The sequence below is a fragment of the Streptomyces sp. NPDC002623 genome (assembly GCF_053592635.1).
The window spans coordinates 117,475-136,923 of record NZ_JBSFWB010000004.1; the positions used below are offsets into that span (position 1 = coordinate 117,475).

Below are 19,449 nucleotides of genomic sequence, written 5' to 3' on the forward strand. Positions count from 1 at the left end.
GCTTCCGGTGAGGTCTCCAGGTGGGGACGACACCCGTGGCGGACGTAGGATGACCTGCCGTCAAACCACGGGTGAGCAGGGCGTGTTGCGGTAGCGGACGCATTGGGGGGTGCGCCGGCATGCGGATCGGCATCATGGGCGGAACCTTCGATCCGATACACCACGCCCATCTGCACAACGCCGTCATCGCCGCGTCCGCCCACGGCCTCGACCACGTCGTGCTCGTGCCCACCGGCGAGCCCTGCCACAAGGACCCCCGCGCGGTGTCGCCGGCCGCGGACCGGCTCGCCATGGCGGAGCTCGCCTGCCGGCCCAACCCACTGCTCTCCGTCAGCCGGGTCGAGACCGACCGTCCCGGGCCCAGTTACACCGCGCCCACGCTCCGGGCGTTCCGCCGGGCGCTCGGGCCTGCCGCCGAGCTGTTCCTCATCGTCGGGACCGACGCCGCCGAGGGCATCTCGCAGTGGTACGAGGCCGAGACGATCCCCCGGCTCGCCCGGCTGATCGTGTGCGGGCGGGCCGACCACGTACCGGACCCGGCCCGGCTGCCCCGGTCGGGGCTGTACGTTCCCGCGTCCCCGTGGCGGATCTCGTCCACCCAGATACGCGCCCGCGTACGCGCCGGCCGCCCCGTCCGCTACCTGGTCCCGGACGGCGTCGCCGCGTACATCGCCGAGCGCGGCCTCTATGCCGTCGACTGAGCCAGTGCCGTCAGGCCCGCGTCGGAGTCGGTCACCGGGACGACCAGCGCATCGCGGGCCCGCATGACGCGCAGGGCCGGGTCCGTCGGGGGGCCGCACTGCAGCCAGAACGTGCGCCGGTCCGGTCGCGCGGTCCGCTCCAGGGCCTGGCGCAGGGGGATGTCCCAGCTGGCCGACCAGCCGCAGACCAGCAGATCGCACGCGCCGAGCACGGTCTCCAGGAAGGCCTCGATGACGGGGTGGTAGGTGGCGAAGCCGCACGAGGTGTCACGGATGCGGATGTCGAGGTAGTCGCCGTGCAGCTTGACCAGCTCGCGGCCACGCGTCCGGGCCGCGATCCGCCGCGTCGCCGCCGCGATCCCGCCGAGCTCCAGGGCGACCTCGGCCGGTGCGCCGGCCTCGCCCAGCGCCGTCTCCAGGAGGCGGTCGAAGTTCGTCGTCAGGACGGGTCCCAGCAGGCCGTCGGCGACCATCGCGGCGAGGGCGCGGTGGGCGGGGGTGGGGCGGGTGGGACCGCCGTCCGGCCGTCGGTCGAAGTGGCGGCTGGGCAGGGCGAGGGTGTCATGGGAGACGTCGCCCTCGCTCTGCAGCATGCGGATGTAGTTGGGGAACGCGCCGTGCCGGCCGAGATACCAGTCGACGGGGTCGCCGTCGATGTCCTCGCCCCGCCGCGCGGCGATACCCCGCAGCAGTTCCTGCCCGGTCGACACCCCCGCCGAAGCGGACACCCCGGCCCCGGCCAACACCGCCACGGCCCGACCGCCCCCGACGATCCCCCGCGCCACCCATGCCATGGACGCAACCCGCGGCTTCCAGGGGCCCCCGGAACCCGGGGAACCCACGGAGAACCCGGTGCCTGGGGAGCCCGCGGGAATCCCGGAACCCGGGGAACCCGGGGAAATCCCGGAGCCCGCGGAGAACCCGGAACCCGCGGAACCCGCGGAAATCCCAGAACCCGGGGAGACCCCGGGCCCGGGGCCCGCGGGAACGTCCGTGCCTGCGGAGACCGCCGGCATCTCGGACGCCCCCAGGGCCGAAGTGCCGCCGCCGGGGACCCCCGAGCCCTCGGCTCCCTCCGAACCCCCGGCCCCCTCCGAGCCCCCGGCTCCCTCCGAACCCTCAGCCCCCTCCGAGCCCCCGGCTCCCTCCGAACCCTCAGCCCCCTCCGAGCCCCCGCTCATGAAGTCCCCGGGCGGTATCGGACGCACCGCATGTCCGCCAGCCTTCCGGCCTGGGTCTCGGCCTGGGCTTCCTCCTCGAAGCGCACCGTCGGCCACCAGGGCAGGCCCGTCGCCCCGTCCGGGTCCCGGCCGCCCAGTACTCCGCCGGCCAGGGCCGCCACCGTGTCGGTGTCGCCGCCGAGCAGGACCGCGCGCAGCAGGGCCTCGGCCAGGCCTTCGCCGCCCGCGGGACCCTCCCCCCGCGTCAGTACGTACGCCACCGCCGCGGCCGTCTCCCCGGCGGCGAGGCCGATGCCCTCGGCCGGGGGACGCCAACGGCCGTCCAGCGCGTCGAGGAACTCCCGGAGGCCGCCCGCGCCGGTGAAGTGGCGCAGGGCCCACTCGGCCTCTTCGCGGCCGGCGTCCAGGACGGTGTCGAGGCTCACCGACTCCACGGACCAGGCGGCCAGCGCGGCCAGCACACAGGCCGCGGCGATGGACTCCTCGTCGGCGTGCGTGGCCCTGGCCAGGGATTCCGCGTGGCGGCGGCGCAGGTCGGGGCGGGAGACGGGGACGGCCCAGCCCACCGGCATGACCCGCATCGCCGCCCCGTTGGTGCCACGTCGCCCGGACGGCGCCGAGTCCGGGGGGCGGCCGGTGGCGCGGAAGTGGTCGAGGGCCGCCGTCGTCGTGGGGCCGATGCCCCGCATACCGGCCGCGGCCCGGTCGGCGAGCAGGGCGAGGAACCCCTCGGCCGAGACCGTCCCCCGCCCTGCCTCGTCCGTCAGATAGCCCGCCACCAGCAGCGTCTGTTCCGTGTCGTCCGATGTGCAGCCGCGCGGCCAGTCGCCCTCCCACTGCGCGGCCGGGAGTTCCGCCACCCGGTCCCGCTCGATCAGGGACGGATGCTTCCCCTCCCAGGGCACGCCCAGCGCGTCCCCCGCGGCGAAGGCGCGCAGCGCGCCCGCGATACGGCGGGCGTCGGCCGGCCGGACCTCGGGACAGCGCAGGTAGAGGCTGTGGAAGCTGTCGTGTTCGATGACCGAGCGCACCTCCTCGACCGTGCCGAGCCAGCCCGCGTCGTCGCCGAGGGCACGCTGCACACGGGACTTCGTGATCCGGCCGTGGACGACGTCGTAGGGCACGCCGAGCCGGTGGAACTCGCTCAGGGCCTGGTCGGCGAGCCGGTCCGCGTCGGCGAGCCGGCCGTCGAGGACGGCGGCCTCCGCGCGGCCGCGGGCGGTCTTGGCCAGCAGGAGTTCCTCGCCCAGGTCGCGGGCGGCGACCGCGGCCGCGGTGAAGCAGCGCTCCGCCTCGGCGGGATCCGCCAGCTGGAGCGCGGCGAGGCCGAGCCCGTTCGTGGCGTGGGCGGCGCCCCGCGCGTCCGCTATGGCACGGCGGATCCGCAGCGCGTCGCCCTGTCCGGCGCGGGCGTCCAGCGGACGGTCGTCCGCCTCCGCGACGACGGCCTCGTCCACCCGCAGATTGGCGTGGCTCACCGGGTCCCACTCCGTCTCGGGCAGAGCGGCCAGCTGCTGCCGGGCGAGCCGCAGCTGCTCCTTGGCGCGCTCCATCCCGCCGGAGAAGAACTCCAGCTCGGCGAGGAGGACGTGCCAGCGGCAGAGCTGGTTGGCGTCGCCGTCCGCGCCGAGCAGCGCCAGGCCCTCCTCGGTGAGCGCCCGCCCCTCGTCGAACCTGCCGAGGAACAGCCGGAGCTCACCCGCCCGGTAGAGGACGGGCAGCCGCGCCGGGCCGGCGCCGGCCCGGGTCAGGGCCTCGGTGGAGCACTCCATCGCCTGGTCGAAGTCGCCGCGCACAAAGGCGAGGTCCGCTCTCAGCAGCAGTGCGTGGGCGGAGTCCTGGGGAAGGCCGGCGAGCACCTGTTCGGCCTGTTCCCAGTGGCCGAGCGCGATCTCGCCCTTGGCGACCAGATAGGAGCAGGCCCGGGCGAGGGGTTCCGGCGCCGGTTCCATGCTGCCGTGCAGCACGATCAGGGCCCGGCAGCGGTCGAAGCGGCTGGTGGCGAGCGCGCGCTCCATCTCCGTACGCCATTCGCCCATGCCCCCGGCCGCGTCGAGCCTGCCGCGGTGGTAGACCCGCTCCAGCCGTGCGGTGAAGTCGTCGGCGGGCATGGCGTCATAGTAGGCAGCGAGGGCGGCGTGGGCCTGGGAACTCGCGCCGGGGTCCATCCGCGACAGCGCCCTGCGCAGCAGCGCGTGCACGGCGAACCGGCCGGCGGCGCCCTCCTCGCGGTAGGGGGTGACGAAGGAGAAGCCGGTGATGCGGCGGAATATCGCCGTCGAGGTCGGGAAGTCGAGCCGTGCGCCGAGGTGGTCGAAGACCTCCCGGCCGAAGGAGCGGGCGGCGGCCACCGCGAGCACGGCTTCGACGACGTCGGGCCCGACCCTGGACAGCAGCCGGGCGGCCAGTTCGCGTTCCTTGGTCAGCAGTTCGCGGGTGCCGGCCAGCTCCGTGGCGCGCAGCGGGCTGCCCTCGGCCGCCGCGGCCAGCGCCACGTCCGCGCAGAGCGCGAGCACCAGCGGGTGCACCTGGTCCGGTTCGACGGAGGCGTATGCCACGAGGGCCGCGCGCAGTTCGGGGTCGTCCACGCCGGACTCGGCCAGATAGCGGTGGGCGAAGCCGGCGTGCAGCGGACCCAGGGGCACGAGTTCGACGTACTCCTCGGGGATCGGGTCGAGCAACGCCTCGTGCCAGCGCGGCGGGGTGCGGCCGGCCATGACCACGAGGACGCCGTCCCCCAGCGGCAGGTTTCCGAGCAGGGTCCGGATCCAGCGGGGGCCCGCGGTGTCGACGAGGAGCGGGTGGCCGGCCTGGGCGACCTCGCCCGCGAACGACTCGTAGGTGTCGAAGAGCAGCGCGATCCGCCGGGGGCCGCGCCGGGACGCGAGGGCCGCCCGCAGGTCCTGGGCGAAGAACCGCGGCAGCTGGTCGGCGAGATCGGGGTCCGGCGGCAGCGCCATGACCTCCGCGATCACCTCCCGCGGCACATGCCTGCGGATGCGGCGCTGTTCCAGCAGGCCGGAGAGCCGGCCGCGGACGGACTCCACGAGGGCGGTGCCGATCTGGAAGGCGGGCACCTGCAGCAACGCGTCCGCGACGACGGCGGCGAAAGCCAGCTCGGAGCGCGGAAAGACGTCCTCGATCAACGACCGGACGTCGGCTCCCGACTTGTGCAGATAGGCGATGGCCGCGAAATCAAAACCGGGCGTCCTGATTCCGTACCGCTCGAGTTGCCGTTTGAGCATGAAAAGGGCGCTGAAACATTCCTGAGGACGATTCTCCCCGGACGGCGCGGCGCCGAAGTCGAGAAAGGCGTGCGGGATGCGCACCGCGTCGGGCGTCCCCTCGATCGCGTCCACGAAGTGCTCCTCCGGGACCGTGCGCAGCCGTTCCCACTGCTCGGCGGGGAGCCGCAGGCAGCATCTGCTTTCGAACAGGCGTAACAGGGACGTCTTTCCGGCGCCGCCCACCGCCCAATAAAATGTGATCGTTCGCGGCGGCGGATCCTCGTTGACCCGTTCTATGAAACGGCGACTGAGTTCATAGCGGTCCGCGAAGATCCGTACTGCCGATCGTCGAGCCCGGTTCGTGTCATCGAATATCGACAAGGCCCCTCCCCCCGTCGCAGGCATCGTGAGGTTACCGCCGGAAAGTCCCGTACGGGAGACGGCACTTGTCGCACGGAAAGGGCGCGCGAGCGCCCCCGTCAGTTGCGAGGTGGCCGGTTGAGAGTGCTCTTCGTTCCCACGTTCACGCAGTTGCCCGGCAGCGGGCGGGCCCGCGCGAGCGACGCCATGGGATTCGGGGTGACCTGCTCCGACGCCCTCGTCCGCGGGCTCGCCGCGCACGGCGATGACGTCGACGTCCTCGCCGTGGCGCCCACCGCGCACCAGACCGCCTGGACGGCACGGTGTCTGGAAGCGTTCGACGCGGCGGTGCGCGGTCCGCGCCGGCCCGACGCCGTCCTCGCGTTCCACGCGTTCTGGCCGTTCACCTGCGACCTGCGCCGCATCCTCGACGACGCCGGCGCCCGTCTCCCCCTGGTCACCTACACCCATGGCACCCACTGGGATCCCACCGACCTGTTCCGCTTCGAGCGCTACCCGCGGCTGCGCTGGGCCGACCTGGGCAATCTGCTCGCCGCCGACCGGGTGCTGCTGGTCAGCGACTGTCTGCACCAGACCCTGCTGTCCTCGCTGGCCGAGGCCGGCCCGGTCGCCGCGAAGGAGCTCACCGCCCGGCTGCGCCCGGTCGGCCTGCCCCTGGACCTGGCCCGCATCGACGCCGCCCGACCGCCGGAGCACGGGGAAAGCGAGGGGAGCGAGGGGAGCAATCGTGACAGCGACAGCGGTGACGGTGGCGATGGCGGTGGCGGTGGCGGTGGCGGTGGCGTGACCATTGTCTTCAACCACGCGCCCATCCCCGCGAAACGGCCGGAACTCTTCGTCGCCGCGGCCGACGAGGTGCTGCGCCGCACCTCCGCCCGCTTCGTCGTCACCCGGCACTTCCCCGCCGGCGGGCCGGCCGGCACGGCCCTGCGGGAGCTGTGCCGCCGGTACCCCGGCCGGGTCACGCTCGGCGAGGACCTCTCGCTCGACGCCTACTTCCGCACCCTGTGGCAGTCCGACATCCAGGTCAGCACCGCCCTCCACGAGAGCCTCGGCGTGGCGACCCTGGAGGCCATGGCCACCGAGACCTGCCCGCTGCTGCCCGCCACCGGCGCCTATCCCGAGATCACGGACGGCGACCCGGACGTGCTCTACGACCGTCCCGAGGACGTCGCCGACCGGCTCTGCGCCCTGGTCGCGGACCCCGCCCACCGCCGGCGCACCGCCCGCCGCCACAGCGCCCGGACGCGTACGGCATACGCGCCGGAACGGGTGGCGGGGGCGGTGCGCGAGGTGCTGGCGGAGGCGATCGCGGAAGTGCGGGAGACCCCCGGCTGAGCTACGAGGCCGAGGCCGACGGGGATGCCGACGCCGATGCGCTGGGCGCCGGCGGGGTGTCCTGGCCGTCCTCGGTCACGTCCGGATCCACGCCGACCGTGATCGACCCGCGGACGCCCCTCGAGATGTCCCGCTTGTCGTAACGCAGCTTCAGCAGACCGCCCTGGACACCGCTCTGGTCGTAGATCGTGTCCTCGGTGAGGGTGGTGCGCTCGGCGGTGTTGCTCGCGTACGGCTCCACCACCGCGGAGGCCAGCACGGACTCCTCGTCGAAGAAGAACTGACCGGTGTGGCAGGTGTTCCCGCCCTCGTAACCGGCGTCGGTCCACTCGCCGTTCACATGCACCTTGACGTGGATGTGCACGGTACGGCCGCGGTACCAGCCCGGGAACACCGTCTTGAAGGTGACCTGGCCGTGCCGGTCCGTGCGCCAGGTGCCGCGCAGATAGCGGGTGTCGTCCGTGGGCTCCGCGTGGCCGCCGCCGGGAGGCGCGCCCGTGGGTGCGCCGGTGGGCGCGTCGGTCGGGGGCTCGCCGGTCGGCGCGGGGCCGCCGCCTCCGCCGCCGCCGTTGCCCATGTCCTCGTAGCCCGAGTACACGCCCGCCGCGTCGCAGTGCCAGATGTCGACGGCCGCGTTCCGGACCGGTTTGCAGCTCTCCGAGTCGATCACCTTCAGGGCGAGGGAGAGCGGAATGCCCTCGCGGTCCTCCGTGACATCGCGCCGGAGCTTGTCGGCGTCGATGTAGTAGGGGCCTTCGGTGGTCTCGGTGGTGAGCCGGTAGCAGACGCCGTCCTCGACCGGCGGCGTGCCCCGGTCGCCTCGGCCGCCGCGGCCGTCCTTGCCGAGCGCGTCGGCCGCGAACGCCGTGCCGCCGAGACCCGCTGCGGCGATACCGCCCGCGCCCACGGCCACGACCTTGCGACGCGTTAAGTCCTGTTCACTGTGTGGTTTCTGAGTTCCCGTCATGAGGCCCGGACGCTAGGGACGAAACCTGTCAGGAGCATAAGGAAGAGCTGTCAGTTGCCGTGGAAAACGAATGTGGCCCGGAACCGACGTCGGTTCCGGGCCATATCCATGGGCGTACTACTTCGGCTGCGGCTTGCGCACCGTGAGGTGCAGCTCCCTCAGCCGGGCCTCCTCCAGCTCCGTCGGCGCGCCCATCATCAGGTCCTGGGCGTTGCCGTTGAGCGGGAAGGCGATGGTCTCGCGGATGTTCGGCTCGTCGGCGAGGAGCATCACGATGCGGTCGACGCCGGGGGCGATGCCGCCGTGCGGCGGGGCGCCGAAGCGGAAGGCGCGCAGCATGCCGGCGAACTTGTCCTCGACGGTCTCACGGTCGTAGCCGGCGATCTCGAAGGCCTTGAGCATGATCTCGGGCTCGTGGTTCCGGATCGCGCCGGAGGACAGCTCGACTCCGTTGCAGACGATGTCGTACTGCCAGCCGAGGATGTCCAGCGGGTCCTGGGTCTCCAGGGCCTCCAGACCGCCCTGCGGCATCGAGAACGGGTTGTGCGAGAAGTCGATCTTCCCGGTCTCCTCGTCCTTCTCGTACATCGGGAAGTCGACGATCCAGCAGAAGCGGAAGACGCCCTCCTCGAAGTGCCCGGCGCGCTTGGCGGCCTCGACCCGCACCGCGCCCATGATCTTCGAGACCTCGTCGAACTCGCCCGCGCCGAAGAACACCGCGTGACCGGCGGCCAGCGAGAGGCGCTTGGTCAGCTCGGCGACGTTCTCCTCGGTGAGGAACTTCGCGATCGGGCCGGTCAGGGAACCGTCCTCGGCGACCCGGACCCAGGCCAGACCCTTCGCGCCCTGCGAGACCGCGAAGTCACCGAGCTGGTCGAAGAACTTCCGCGACTGCGCGGCGACGTCCGGCACCGGCAGGGCCCGCACATGCTTGCCGGCGAAGGCCTTGAACTCCGAGCCCTCGAAGATGTCGGTGATGTCGGCGAGCTCCAGCCGGGCCCGCAGGTCCGGCTTGTCGGAGCCGTACTTCAGCATCGACTCGCGGAACGGGATCCGCGGGAAGGGGGAGGTGACATGGCGACCGCCGCCGAACTCCTCGAACAGCTCCGTCATGAGCTTCTCGATCGGCTGGAAGACGTCCTCCTGCTCGACGAAGCTCATCTCGACGTCGAGCTGGTAGAACTCGCCCGGCGAACGGTCCGCGCGCGCGTCCTCGTCACGGAAGCAGGGCGCGATCTGGAAGTAGCGGTCGAAGCCCGAGATCATCAGCAGCTGCTTGAACTGCTGCGGAGCCTGGGGGAGGGCGTAGAACCGGCCCGGGTTCAGCCGGGACGGCACGACGAAGTCCCGCGCGCCCTCGGGGGACGTGGCCGACAGGATCGGCGTGGCCATCTCGTTGAAGCCCAGCGCCGTCATCTTGTGGCGGATCGCCGAGATGACCGACGTCCGCAGCAGGATGTTGCGGTGCATGCGCTCACGGCGCAGGTCCAGGAAGCGGTACTCCAGGCGCCGCTCCTCGTTGACCCCGTCCTCGGCGTTGATCGTGAAGGGCAGCGGAGCGGCCGCGCCGAGCAGCTCGACCTCGCCGACCTCCACCTCGATCTCACCGGTCGACAGGTCCGCGTTCACGTTCTCGGATCCACGGGAAACGACCTTGCCGTCGACGCGGACCGTCGACTCCTTGGTCAGCTTGTCGAGCGCCTCGTACGCGGACGTGCCCGGACGGGCGACGAGCTGCGTGATGCCGTAGTGGTCGCGCAGATCGATGAAGAGGATGCCGCCCAGGTCGCGCCGATTGTGCAGCCAGCCGCTCAGCCGGACGTCGGTGCCGACGTCAGAGGCGCGGAGCTCGCCGCAGGTGTGGGACCTGTACCGATGCATCGTCGTTCATCCAGTCTTCGCGGATCGGGGGGCACGTGCCGGGCACGTTTCACGTGAAACAACCCCAGCCTACCGGGCACGCCAAGATCACCTCCCCTCAATACCGGCCCGGCGATCACAAGGAGATCAAGGAGACGAGGCGGCAGTCTTCGGTGGCACTCTTCGTTGTCATCTTCCTAAAGTGGGGCAATGCGCACTGGTGAGCCACTGCCCGCCGTGGGGGAGGTCCTCGCCGCCCTCGCGACCGGTCTCTGGCACTGGGACACCGCCACCGGGCTGGTCACGGTCGACGCCGAGGCAGCCCGGCTGCTCGGGCTGCCCGCGAAGCAGACGGTCCTCACGGAGGCCCAGACCCGGGCCCGGCTGCACCCCGTCGACTGGAACGAGATCACCGGAGTGGTCCAGCTCGCCGTCGCCGAGGGCACCCTCGCCGAGGTCCGGATCCGGATCATGGACGACCAGGGGCGGGTCGTCCGGGTCGTCCGCAGCCGCTCCAAGCCGTCCTTCGACCCGGTGAAGAAGGTGTACGAGCTGATCGGCACCCTCCAGGAGGTCACCGAGCCGACCCCGGGCACCCCCGCCGGACGGACCGCCGTCACCGGCGACTGGCGGCGCTCCCGGGAGGCGTTCCTGCTGGACGCGGGCCGTGCGCTGGCGGAGGCGCGGTCCACGGAGGAGGTGCTGCGGGTCGCGGCGGCCCTGTCGATGCCGGGCTTCTCACCGGACGGACTGGCCGTCTTCGGCGTCGAGGGCGACCGGCTGACGATCATCGGCCACCACGGGCAGGAGCCCGGCGACGAGGGCCCCTTCAGCCAGATGTCCATCCATACGGACTATCCGGCCGCCGAGGTCGTGCGCACCGGCCGGGCCGTGTATCTGTCCTCCCCCGGGCAGTACAAGGAGCGCTATCCCCTCACCTGGCCGCTGGCCTCGCACTTCGGCCGCCACTCATGGGCGTTTCTGCCGCTGACGGTGGCCGGTCGCACGATGGGCGCCTGGATGGCCGGTTTCGCCTACCCGGTCGCGTTCACCCCGGACGAGCGGTCCGTGCTGACGACGGTCGCGAGGATGCTCGCCCAAGCCCTCACCCGCGCGAGCGCGGCGGAGACCCAACGCGAGCTGACCGACGGCCTGCAGCGCTCCATGCTCCCCAGCCTCGGCCCCGAGATACCGGGCATGACACTCGCCGCCCGCTATATACCGACCGGCGGCGGCCTCCAGGTCGGCGGCGACTGGTACGACATGATCCCGCTGCCGGGGGGCGCCTCCCGGACGAAGTCCGGGGGAGGGGGGTTCGCCCTGGTCATCGGCGACGTCCAGGGCCACGACGTCCGCGCGGCGAGTCTCATGGGCCAGCTGCGCATCGCCCTGCGCGCCTACGCCGCCGAGGGCCACCGCCCCGACGCCGTCCTCTCCCGCTCCTCCGCCTTCCTGCACGGCCTCACCGACGCGGAGGGCGGCACCGACCTGCGCTTCGCGACCTGTCTGTACATCGAGGTCGACCCGGTGAGCGGGGTCCTGGAGACCGCCAGGGCCGGCCACCTCGACCCGGCGATCCGGATGGCCGACGGGACCGTACTGGTCCGCGCCACCGCCGGAGGCCTGCCGCTGGGCATCGACCCGGACGCCGACTACCCCACCACCCGGCTCGCCCTGGAACCCGGCGAGGCGCTGATGATGTGCACCGACGGCCTGCTGGAGACCGGCGGCCACGACCTGGACACCGGCTGGCAGCGCATCCGCAAGACCCTGGAGACGCACGAGGGCGACCTCGAGGAACTGGCGGACGCCTTGGTCCAGGCGGTGCACGGCCCCTCCTCGCACCACACCACCGGCCCCCTGTCCGACCGCCGCGAGGACGACATCGCCGTCCTGCTGCTCTGCCGCCAGGGCGTGGGCGGCTGCGGTCCGGGCGCCGCCCCGCCGGTCGCACAGCCGGTGCGCCGCTCGATGCTCACGGTCGCGCAGGCCGAGCCCGAGCAGATCGCCGTGGCCCGGCAGCAACTGCGCGAGCTGCTGCACGACTGGACCTGCGAGGACCAGCTCGACTCGGCGGTCCTGCTGGTCTCCGAGACCCTGACGAACGTCCTCGTCCACACCGACGCCGACGCCCTGCTCGTCGCCGAGGTCATCGGCACGCCCGGCGAACGCCGGCTGCGCATCGAGGTCACCGACACCAGCGACGACCTCCCCCACAAGCGTCGCCCCGGCGAACTGGCCTCCTCGGGCCGCGGCCTGGTCCTGATCGAACTCCTCGCGGACACCTGGGGGGTGGCGCCGAGGGGAGACGGCAAGAGCATCTGGTTCGAGCTCTACGAACCCGGCGACTCGGAAGAGAGCGGCGGCGGCTCGGCCGTCGGGGCGTAACGCTCGCGCAGTTCGTGCAGCACCGCGAAGGCGGCGGCGGTGACCGGCACGGCGAGCAGCATGCCCAGCACCCCCGCGACGGAGGCCCCGGCGGTGATGGTGACCATGACGACCGCGGGGTGCATCTGCACGGTCCGGCTCTGGATCACCGGCTGCAGCACATGCCCCTCCAGCACCTGCACGGCGAGCACCACCCCGAGCACCCACAGCGCGATGACGAAGCCCCGGTCGGCGAGCGCGACCAGCACGGCGACGGCCCCGGAGACGAAAGCGCCGAGATAGGGGATGTACGCCCCGACGAAGACGAGGGCGCCCAGTCCGACCGCCCCCGGCACATCGAGCACCAGCAGCCCGACGGTGATGCAGACGGCGTCGATGAACGCGATGAACGTCGTCCCGCGCATGAACCCCTCGACGGCCCGGAACGCCCGCCGGGCCATCGCCTCCAGGGTGTCGCCGGTGCCGCGCGGAGCGAGCGAACGCAGACCGTCGACGGCCCGGTGCGAGTCACGCAGAAAGAAGAAGACGAGAAACAGCGCGAGGACGGCCACCGCGAGGCTCTCGCCGACGACGCTCACCCCGCTGATGACGTTGGACGCGGCCGTCCCCCCGAACTTGGTCAGCAACTCCTTGGCGTTGGAGGCGAGGTCGTCCACGGAGGTGCCGGCGGCCCCGAACCGAGCGGCGAGATCCTGCCCGGCGTTCTTGAGCGAAGCGACGATCTGATCCCCGGTCTCGATCAGCGCGGCGACGACGATGTACACGGCCCCGCCGACGATCGCGACGACCGCGACACACGTCAGCCCGGCCGACACCGACCGCGGCACCCCCGCCTTCACCAACCTCCGGTGCAACGGCCCGAGCAGAGCGGTCCCGAGCAACGCGAGCAACACGGGAGTGACGGCGGTACGCAACTCCGAGCAGAGCAGAACCCCCACATACCCGACGCCGGACGCGAGCAGAACCACGCCACACCAGGCGGCGAACCGACGCACGGGAAGGGGGAGCAGATGCACGGGTTCAGCGGATCACGGGCGGCGACAGCTGTCCTGCGCGGACGGCCGCTTGGGTGACGCTCTGTCATGTGTATGCAGAATCGATGCATCAATCCTTTCGGATGAACATCCTTGCTACATACGTGCGTTACCCCTGCATATGCCTAGCTTTCGAGGCGGAGGTGATGCTCGATGTACGAGCAGAACAACACACTGCCGCCGAACAAGTCGGCGGCACAGCAGGACGCGATCGAGATCAGTGACTTCGTGTACGCGGCGACAGGCGCGCGGGTACGGAGGCTGACCATGCCCGACGGCACACACTGGTTCCCGGCCGTCGACGTGTGCAGGAACCTGGGCTACGCACACGTCGGATCCGCTCTGCGGAACATCGCGGACGCGACCAACTTCGCAAGTATCGAGAGTGTGCTCCTGAAGCACACTCTCAGCATTCCCGCAGGTCGGGAGTGGCGACGAGACATGAATCTCGTCAATCTCCCAGGCCTGATCCGCTTGGTCAACGGCTGCACGAAGCCGGAGTCCCAGCCCTTCAAGGCCTGGGTCTCGGAAGTCATCGCCACCATCCAACGCGACGGCTCCTACTCTCTGGAGCCGGCCGCCGTGCAGCCCTCTCCCACCGGCGGCACGGCGTACGTCATGCCGCAACAGGTCACCGACGCCCTCGTCGCACTCGAACAGCGCAGCATCCGGACGGAGAACCTGCTGCAGCAGATCAACAACACCCAGCACGCGATGGTCGAGGTGCTCCAGGGCATCGCCCAGACACTCCGATCCCCGAACGACCGCTCTCGCCCTGTCCAAGCGCCCGAGCTGACGCCCGAGCAGCTCCTGATCAACTGGAAGACCAGGAACCTCGTCGTCACCGAGGACATCCACACGGTGGCCGCCCACATCGTCCCGGCACTGCTGCACGGCGGCGCCGACTACAACGTGGTGGAGATCGCCGTCTGCACCGGGCTGACGCCCGCCCGCGTCCAGGACGCCCTGGAGATGCTGGTCGAGCAGGGCTGCGTGCGACAGGTGGGCTGCGCTCCGGACGGCTCGGCGTTCTACGTGCTGCCGTAACCCGGTAGCACCGAACACAAGACAGGCCCGAAGTCGCAAACCAGAGTTGCGGCTTCGGGCCCTGTCGTAACGTACCGGAACTCACGCGCCCTGCGGGCCGCCCTCGCCCATTCCGTGCACCGCCGGGATCGTTCCCAGGCGTCCCTTCTGGAAGTCCTCGAACGCCTGCTGCAGCTCGTCCTTGGTGTTCATGACGAACGGGCCGTAGTGCGCCATCGGCTCACGGATCGGCTGCCCGCCCAACAGCACGACCTCCAGGTCCGGCGTGTTCGAGTCCTGCCGCTCGTCCGCGCGGACCGTCAGCGAGGAGCCCGCGCCGAAGACCGCCGTCTGCCCCATGTGGATCGGACGCCGCTCCGCGCCCACCGCGCCCTTGCCCGCCAGCACGTACGCGAGACCGTTGAAGTCCTCGCGCCACGGCAGGGTGAGCTCGGCGCCCGGCGCGAGCGTCGCGTGGACCATGGTGATCGGGGTGTGGGTGATGCCGGGCCCGGCGTGGCCGTCCAGCTCGCCGGCGATGACGCGCAGGAGCGCGCCGCCGTCCGGGGTGGTGAGGAGCTGCACATGGCCGCCGCGGATGTCCTGGTACCGCGGCGCCATCATCTTGTCCTTGGCCGGCAGGTTCACCCACAGCTGGAGGCCGTGGAAGAGACCGCCGGACATGACCAGCGACTCCGGCGGCGCCTCGATGTGGAGCAGGCCCGAACCGGCCGTCATCCACTGGGTGTCGCCGTTGGTGATGGTGCCGCCGCCGCCCTGGCTGTCCTGGTGGTCGAAGATGCCGTCGATGATGTAGGTGACGGTCTCGAAGCCGCGGTGCGGGTGCCAGGGCGTGCCCTTGGGCTCGCCCGGCGCGTACTCCACCTCGCCCATCTGGTCCATCATGATGAACGGGTCGAGGTGACGGTAGTTGATCCCGGCGAACGCACGGCGTACCGGGAAGCCCTCGCCCTCGAAGCCGCTGGGCGCGGTCGTGACGGTGAGCACAGGGCGTGCCACGGCGTCCGCCGGTGCGATGACGCGCGGCAGGGTCAACGGGTTCTCGACGGTCACTGCGGGCATGTCCGTACCTCCTTGGGCGACGTGCGTCCACTTTAGTTGAGCATTGAACTTTCTGCTACCCGTAACGACGGAAGCCCGGAGGACATTCCCTCCGGGCCGCGCGGCCGATCTCGACAAAGTTGTGGGAACCCTATGGCATGCCTGTGACAGCCAGGGGGCGGGAGCGTTCGGGGAGCGGACCCGGGAAGGTCCTCAGCCGTACATCCGCCGCATGGCAAATTCGACCATCTGTTCGACGGCCTTGGCGTCGAACACCATCCGGTGCTCGCCCTCCATGTCGAGGACGAAGCCGTAGCCGGTGGGCAGGAGGTCGATGACCTCGGCCCCCGTGATCACGAAGTACTTGGACTCCTTGCCCGCGTACCGGCGCAGTTCCTTGAGGCTGGTGAACATCGGGATCACCGGCTGCTGGGTGTTGTGCAGGGCGAGGAAGCCGGGGTTGTCGCCGCGCGGGCAGTAGACCTTGGACGTCGCGAAGACCTGCTGGAAGTCCTCGGCGGCCAACTGCCCGGTGGTGAAGGCCCGTACCGCGTCCGCGAGGGACGGCGGGGACGGCTCCGGGTAGAGCGGCGGCTGCTGGCCGTACCCGCCATGACCGCCGGGCATCTGCTGCTGCGGCGGCGGGGCGTACTGCTGCTGCGCTGCGCCCCCGTCCATGGGCTGGCCGTATCCGTACATGAGCGCAAGCGTACCGAGACGGGTCCGCCGCCGGGCCAGGTAGACCCTTCTCACACTTGGCCGAGTAGGGGTTGCGACTTATTACCGACGGGTAGCATCATCGTAGGTACTTGCTACTTGTTGGTACGTGAACTAGCGCGAGGATCCACCAGTGCCTCGCCGATCTCTCTACGGATCATGGAGCCGTCGCCATGGGGCACTACAAGTCGAATCTCCGCGACATCGAGTTCAACCTCTTCGAAGTACTGGGACGCGACAAGCTGTACGGCACCGGCCCGTTCGAGGAGATGGACACCGAGACCGCGAAAAGCATCCTCGACGAGCTGACCCGCCTCTCGGAGAACGAGCTGGCCGAGTCCTTCGCCGACGCCGACCGCAACCCGCCGGTCTTCGACCCGGAGACCAACACCGCGCCGGTCCCCGCGTCCTTCAAGAAGAGCTACCAGGCGTTCATGGACTCCGAGTACTGGCGGCTCGGCCTGCCCGAGGAGATCGGCGGCACCACCGCCCCGCCGTCGCTGATCTGGGCGTACGCGGAACTGATCCTCGGCGCGAACCCGGCCGTGTGGATGTACTCCTCCGGCCCGGCGTTCGCCGGCATCCTCTTCGACGAGGGCAATGACGTCCAGAAGAAGATCGCGCAGCTCGCCGTCGACCGGCAGTGGGGCTCCACGATGGTCCTCACCGAGCCGGACGCCGGCTCGGACGTCGGCGCCGGCCGCACGAAGGCGGTCCAGCAGGAGGACGGCTCCTGGCACATCGAGGGCGTCAAGCGCTTCATCACGTCCGGCGAGCACGACATGTCGGAGAACATCCTCCACTACGTCCTCGCCCGCCCCGAGGGCGCCGGCCCCGGCACCAAGGGCCTGTCCCTCTTCATGGTCCCGAAGACGCTCTTCGACTTCGAGACCGGCGAGCTGGGCGAGCGCAACGGCGTCTACGCCACGAACGTCGAGCACAAGATGGGCCTGAAGGCCTCCAACACCTGCGAGATGACGTTCGGCGACCAGCACCCCGCCAAGGGCTGGCTGATCGGCGACAAGCACGACGGCATCCGCCAGATGTTCCGCATCATCGAGTTCGCCCGGATGATGGTCGGCACGAAGGCGATCTCCACGCTGTCGACGGGCTACCTCAACGCGCTGGAGTACGCCAAGGAGCGCGTCCAGGGTTCCGACCTCGCGGCCTTCGGCGACAAGGCCGCGCCCAAGGTCACCATCACCCACCACCCCGACGTGCGCCGCTCGCTGATCACGCAGAAGGCGTACGCGGAGGGCATGCGCGCCCTCGTCCTCTACACGGCCTCCGTCCAGGACGCGATCGCCGTGAAGGAGGCGAACGGCGAGGACGCGAAGACCGAGCACGCGCTCAACGACCTGCTCCTGCCGATCGTCAAGGGCTACGGCTCCGAGAAGGGCTACGAGCAGCTCGCGCAGTCCCTGCAGACCTTCGGCGGCTCCGGCTTCCTGCAGGAGTACCCGATCGAGCAGTACATCCGCGACGCCAAGATCGACACCCTGTACGAGGGCACCACCGCGATCCAGGGCCAGGACTTCTTCTTCCGGAAGATCGTCCGCAACCAGGGCGCGGCGCTGAACTCCCTCGCCGAGGACATCAAGAAGTTCCTGGCGCTCGGGACGGGCGGCGAGGAGCTGTCCTCGGCCCGTGAGCACCTGGCGAAGGCGGCCGTCGAGCTGGAGGCCATCGTCGGCCTGATGCTCACCGACCTCGCCGCCACCGAGCAGGACGTCAAGAACATCTACAAGGTGGGTCTGAACACCACCCGCCTGCTGCTCGCCTCCGGTGACGTGATCGTCGGCTATCTGCTCCTCAAGGGCGCGGCGGTCGCCGCCGAGAAGCTGGAGACGGCCTCGACGAAGGCGGTGTCCTCCAAAGATGTGGCGTTCTACACCGGCAAGATCGCCGCGGCGAAGTTCTTCGCGGCCAACGTGCTGCCGGGCGTCACGCTGGCCCGCAAGATCGCCGCGGACGTCGAGCTCGACCTGATGGAGCTGGACGAGGCGGCCTTCTAAGGCTCATCCTCCGGCCCCCTCCCGCAACCGGGCAACACTCCACATCGTCCTCACGAGGGCCCGCTCCCATCGCCGGGAGCGGGCTCTCGTACGTCGTTAAGGTGAACACCATGAGCGAACCCCACCGCTTCGACCGCGGCCACACCGACGATCTCATGACGTTCCTGACGGCGAGCCCGTCACCGTACCACGCCGTGGCGAACGCGGCCGAGCGCCTCGAGAAGGCCGGTTTCCGACAGGTCTCGGAGACGGACGCCTGGGACGGCACGTCGGGCGGCCGGTATGTACTGCGCGGGGGCGCGATCGTGGCCTGGTACGTCCCCGAGGGCGCCACTCCCCACACACCGTTCCGGATCATCGGCGCGCACACCGACTCCCCGAACCTGCGCGTCAAGCCGCTGCCCGACACCGGCACGCAGGGCTGGCGCCAGGTGGCCGTGGAGATCTACGGCGGCCCGTTGCTCAACTCCTGGCTCGACCGTGACCTGGGGCTGGCCGGCCGGCTGACCCTGCGCGACGGCTCGACCCGCCTCGTCGACGTGGGCCGTCCGCTCCTGCGGGTCCCCCAACTGGCCATCCACCTCGACCGGTCGGTCAACAACGACGGCCTCAAGCTCGACAAGCAGCGCCACCTCCAGCCCGTCTGGGGCCTGGGCAACGACGTGCGCGACGGCGACCTCATCGCCTTCCTGGAGCAGGAGTCCGGGCTCGCTCCGGGCCAGGTCACCGGCTGGGACCTGATGGTGCACTCCGTGGAGCCGCCCGCCTACCTGGGCCGCGACCAGGAGCTGGTGGCCGGCCCGCGCATGGACAACCTGCTGTCGGTGCACGCCGGCACGGCGGCGCTGACGGCGGTGGCGACCGGCGGTCAGAAGCTGCCGTACATCCCGGTGCTGGCCGCCTTCGACCACGAGGAGAACGGCTCGCAGTCGGACACGGGCGCGGACGGACCGCTGCTGGGCAATGTGCTGGAACGTTCGGTCTTCGCGCGCGGAGGCTCGTTCGAGGACCGGGCGAGAGCCTTCGCGGGCACTGTCTGTCTGTCCTCCGACACCGGTCACGCCGTCCACCCCAACTACGCGGAGCGGCACGACCCGACGCATCACCCGCGGGTCAACGGCGGGCCGATCCTCAAGGTCAACGTCAACAACCGGTACGCGACGGACGGCACCGGGCGCGCGATCTTCGCCGCCGCCTGCGAGAAGGCGGGCGTGCCGTTCCAGTCCTTCGTCTCCAACAACTCCATGCCCTGCGGCACGACCATCGGCCCGATCACCGCTGCCCGGCACGGCATCCGCACGGTCGACATCGGCGTGGCCATCCTGTCGATGCACAGCGCACGGGAGCTGTGCGGCGACGCCGACCCGTACCTGCTGGCCAACGCCCTGGTGGCGTTCCTGGAGGGCTAGGGCACCCGGATGCGGTGGCCGGGACCTCCGGCCACCGCCGACGTCCGACGATCCGCAGGGTGTCTGACGACCCGACAGATGGGACATCTTTAAGCATTTTGTAAGACTGGGGACCTTGTGCCCTTGTGTGAATATCGTGAAGA

Annotated in this window: 13 protein-coding genes; 6 read left to right on the forward strand and 7 right to left on the reverse strand. The window is 70.8% G+C overall.

What is annotated here, in order from left to right:
- The first annotated feature begins 119 nt into the window (after positions 1-119).
- Complete coding sequence (gene nadD, locus ACWD4O_RS08590) at positions 120-701, forward strand: nicotinate-nucleotide adenylyltransferase (protein WP_451278741.1); 582 nt, start codon at positions 120-122, stop codon at positions 699-701.
- On the opposite strand, the gene ACWD4O_RS08595 is transcribed toward nadD, so the two are convergent.
- Together ACWD4O_RS08595 and ACWD4O_RS08600 are read right to left on the reverse strand one after the other, a co-directional pair.
- The gene (locus ACWD4O_RS08595; RefSeq protein ID WP_451278743.1) at positions 686-1,495 is read right to left on the reverse strand and encodes an SIR2 family NAD-dependent protein deacylase; all 810 of its coding nucleotides are present in this window, start codon (positions 1,493-1,495) and stop codon (positions 686-688) included. The genes nadD and ACWD4O_RS08595 overlap by 16 nt on opposite strands.
- Before the next feature lie 383 nt (positions 1,496-1,878).
- A complete protein-coding gene (locus tag ACWD4O_RS08600; protein ID WP_451278745.1) occupies positions 1,879-5,352 on the reverse strand; it encodes an ADP-ribosylglycohydrolase family protein in 3,474 nt (1,157 codons plus the stop codon).
- Between the two features lie 261 nt (positions 5,353-5,613).
- On the opposite strand from ACWD4O_RS08600, the gene ACWD4O_RS08605 reads away from it, so the two are divergent.
- Positions 5,614-6,828, forward strand: a complete 1,215-nt coding sequence (locus tag ACWD4O_RS08605) for a glycosyltransferase family 4 protein (protein WP_451278747.1) — start codon at positions 5,614-5,616, stop codon at positions 6,826-6,828.
- Between the two features lies 1 nt (position 6,829).
- On the opposite strand, the gene ACWD4O_RS08610 is transcribed toward ACWD4O_RS08605, so the two are convergent.
- Positions 6,830-7,795, reverse strand: a complete 966-nt coding sequence (locus ACWD4O_RS08610) for an intradiol ring-cleavage dioxygenase (RefSeq protein ID WP_451278749.1) — start codon at positions 7,793-7,795, stop codon at positions 6,830-6,832.
- 117 nt (positions 7,796-7,912) lie between these two features.
- Positions 7,913-9,676, reverse strand: a complete 1,764-nt coding sequence (aspS, locus tag ACWD4O_RS08615) for an aspartate--tRNA ligase (protein WP_451278751.1) — start codon at positions 9,674-9,676, stop codon at positions 7,913-7,915.
- Between the two features lie 189 nt (positions 9,677-9,865).
- On the opposite strand from aspS, the gene ACWD4O_RS08620 reads away from it, so the two are divergent.
- Positions 9,866-12,043, forward strand: a complete 2,178-nt coding sequence (locus ACWD4O_RS08620; protein ID WP_451278753.1) for an ATP-binding SpoIIE family protein phosphatase — start codon at positions 9,866-9,868, stop codon at positions 12,041-12,043.
- Here ACWD4O_RS08620 and ACWD4O_RS08625 read toward each other — a convergent pair.
- Complete coding sequence (locus ACWD4O_RS08625; RefSeq protein ID WP_451278754.1) at positions 11,989-13,059, reverse strand: AI-2E family transporter; 1,071 nt, start codon at positions 13,057-13,059, stop codon at positions 11,989-11,991. The genes ACWD4O_RS08620 and ACWD4O_RS08625 overlap by 55 nt on opposite strands.
- Positions 13,060-13,230: 171 nt before the next feature.
- Here ACWD4O_RS08625 and ACWD4O_RS08630 point away from each other — a divergent pair, with 171 nt between their 5' ends.
- The gene (locus ACWD4O_RS08630; protein WP_451278755.1) at positions 13,231-14,124 is read left to right on the forward strand and encodes a BRO-N domain-containing protein; all 894 of its coding nucleotides are present in this window, start codon (positions 13,231-13,233) and stop codon (positions 14,122-14,124) included.
- Between the two features lie 81 nt (positions 14,125-14,205).
- On the opposite strand, the gene ACWD4O_RS08635 is transcribed toward ACWD4O_RS08630, so the two are convergent.
- Positions 14,206-15,186, reverse strand: a complete 981-nt coding sequence (locus ACWD4O_RS08635) for a pirin family protein (RefSeq protein WP_451278756.1) — start codon at positions 15,184-15,186, stop codon at positions 14,206-14,208.
- A 192-nt stretch (positions 15,187-15,378) separates the two neighbouring features.
- Positions 15,379-15,864, reverse strand: coding sequence for an SseB family protein (locus ACWD4O_RS08640; RefSeq protein WP_351905766.1), 486 nt, complete (start codon positions 15,862-15,864; stop codon positions 15,379-15,381).
- A 191-nt stretch (positions 15,865-16,055) separates the two neighbouring features.
- On the opposite strand from ACWD4O_RS08640, the gene ACWD4O_RS08645 reads away from it, so the two are divergent.
- Positions 16,056-17,897 carry an acyl-CoA dehydrogenase gene (locus ACWD4O_RS08645; protein ID WP_451278758.1) on the forward strand — a complete coding sequence of 614 codons (1,842 nt, stop codon included), beginning with the start codon at positions 16,056-16,058 and terminating at the stop codon, positions 17,895-17,897.
- A 110-nt stretch (positions 17,898-18,007) separates the two neighbouring features.
- Complete coding sequence (locus tag ACWD4O_RS08650; protein ID WP_451278760.1) at positions 18,008-19,306, forward strand: M18 family aminopeptidase; 1,299 nt, start codon at positions 18,008-18,010, stop codon at positions 19,304-19,306.
- Positions 19,307-19,449 lie beyond the last annotated feature (143 nt).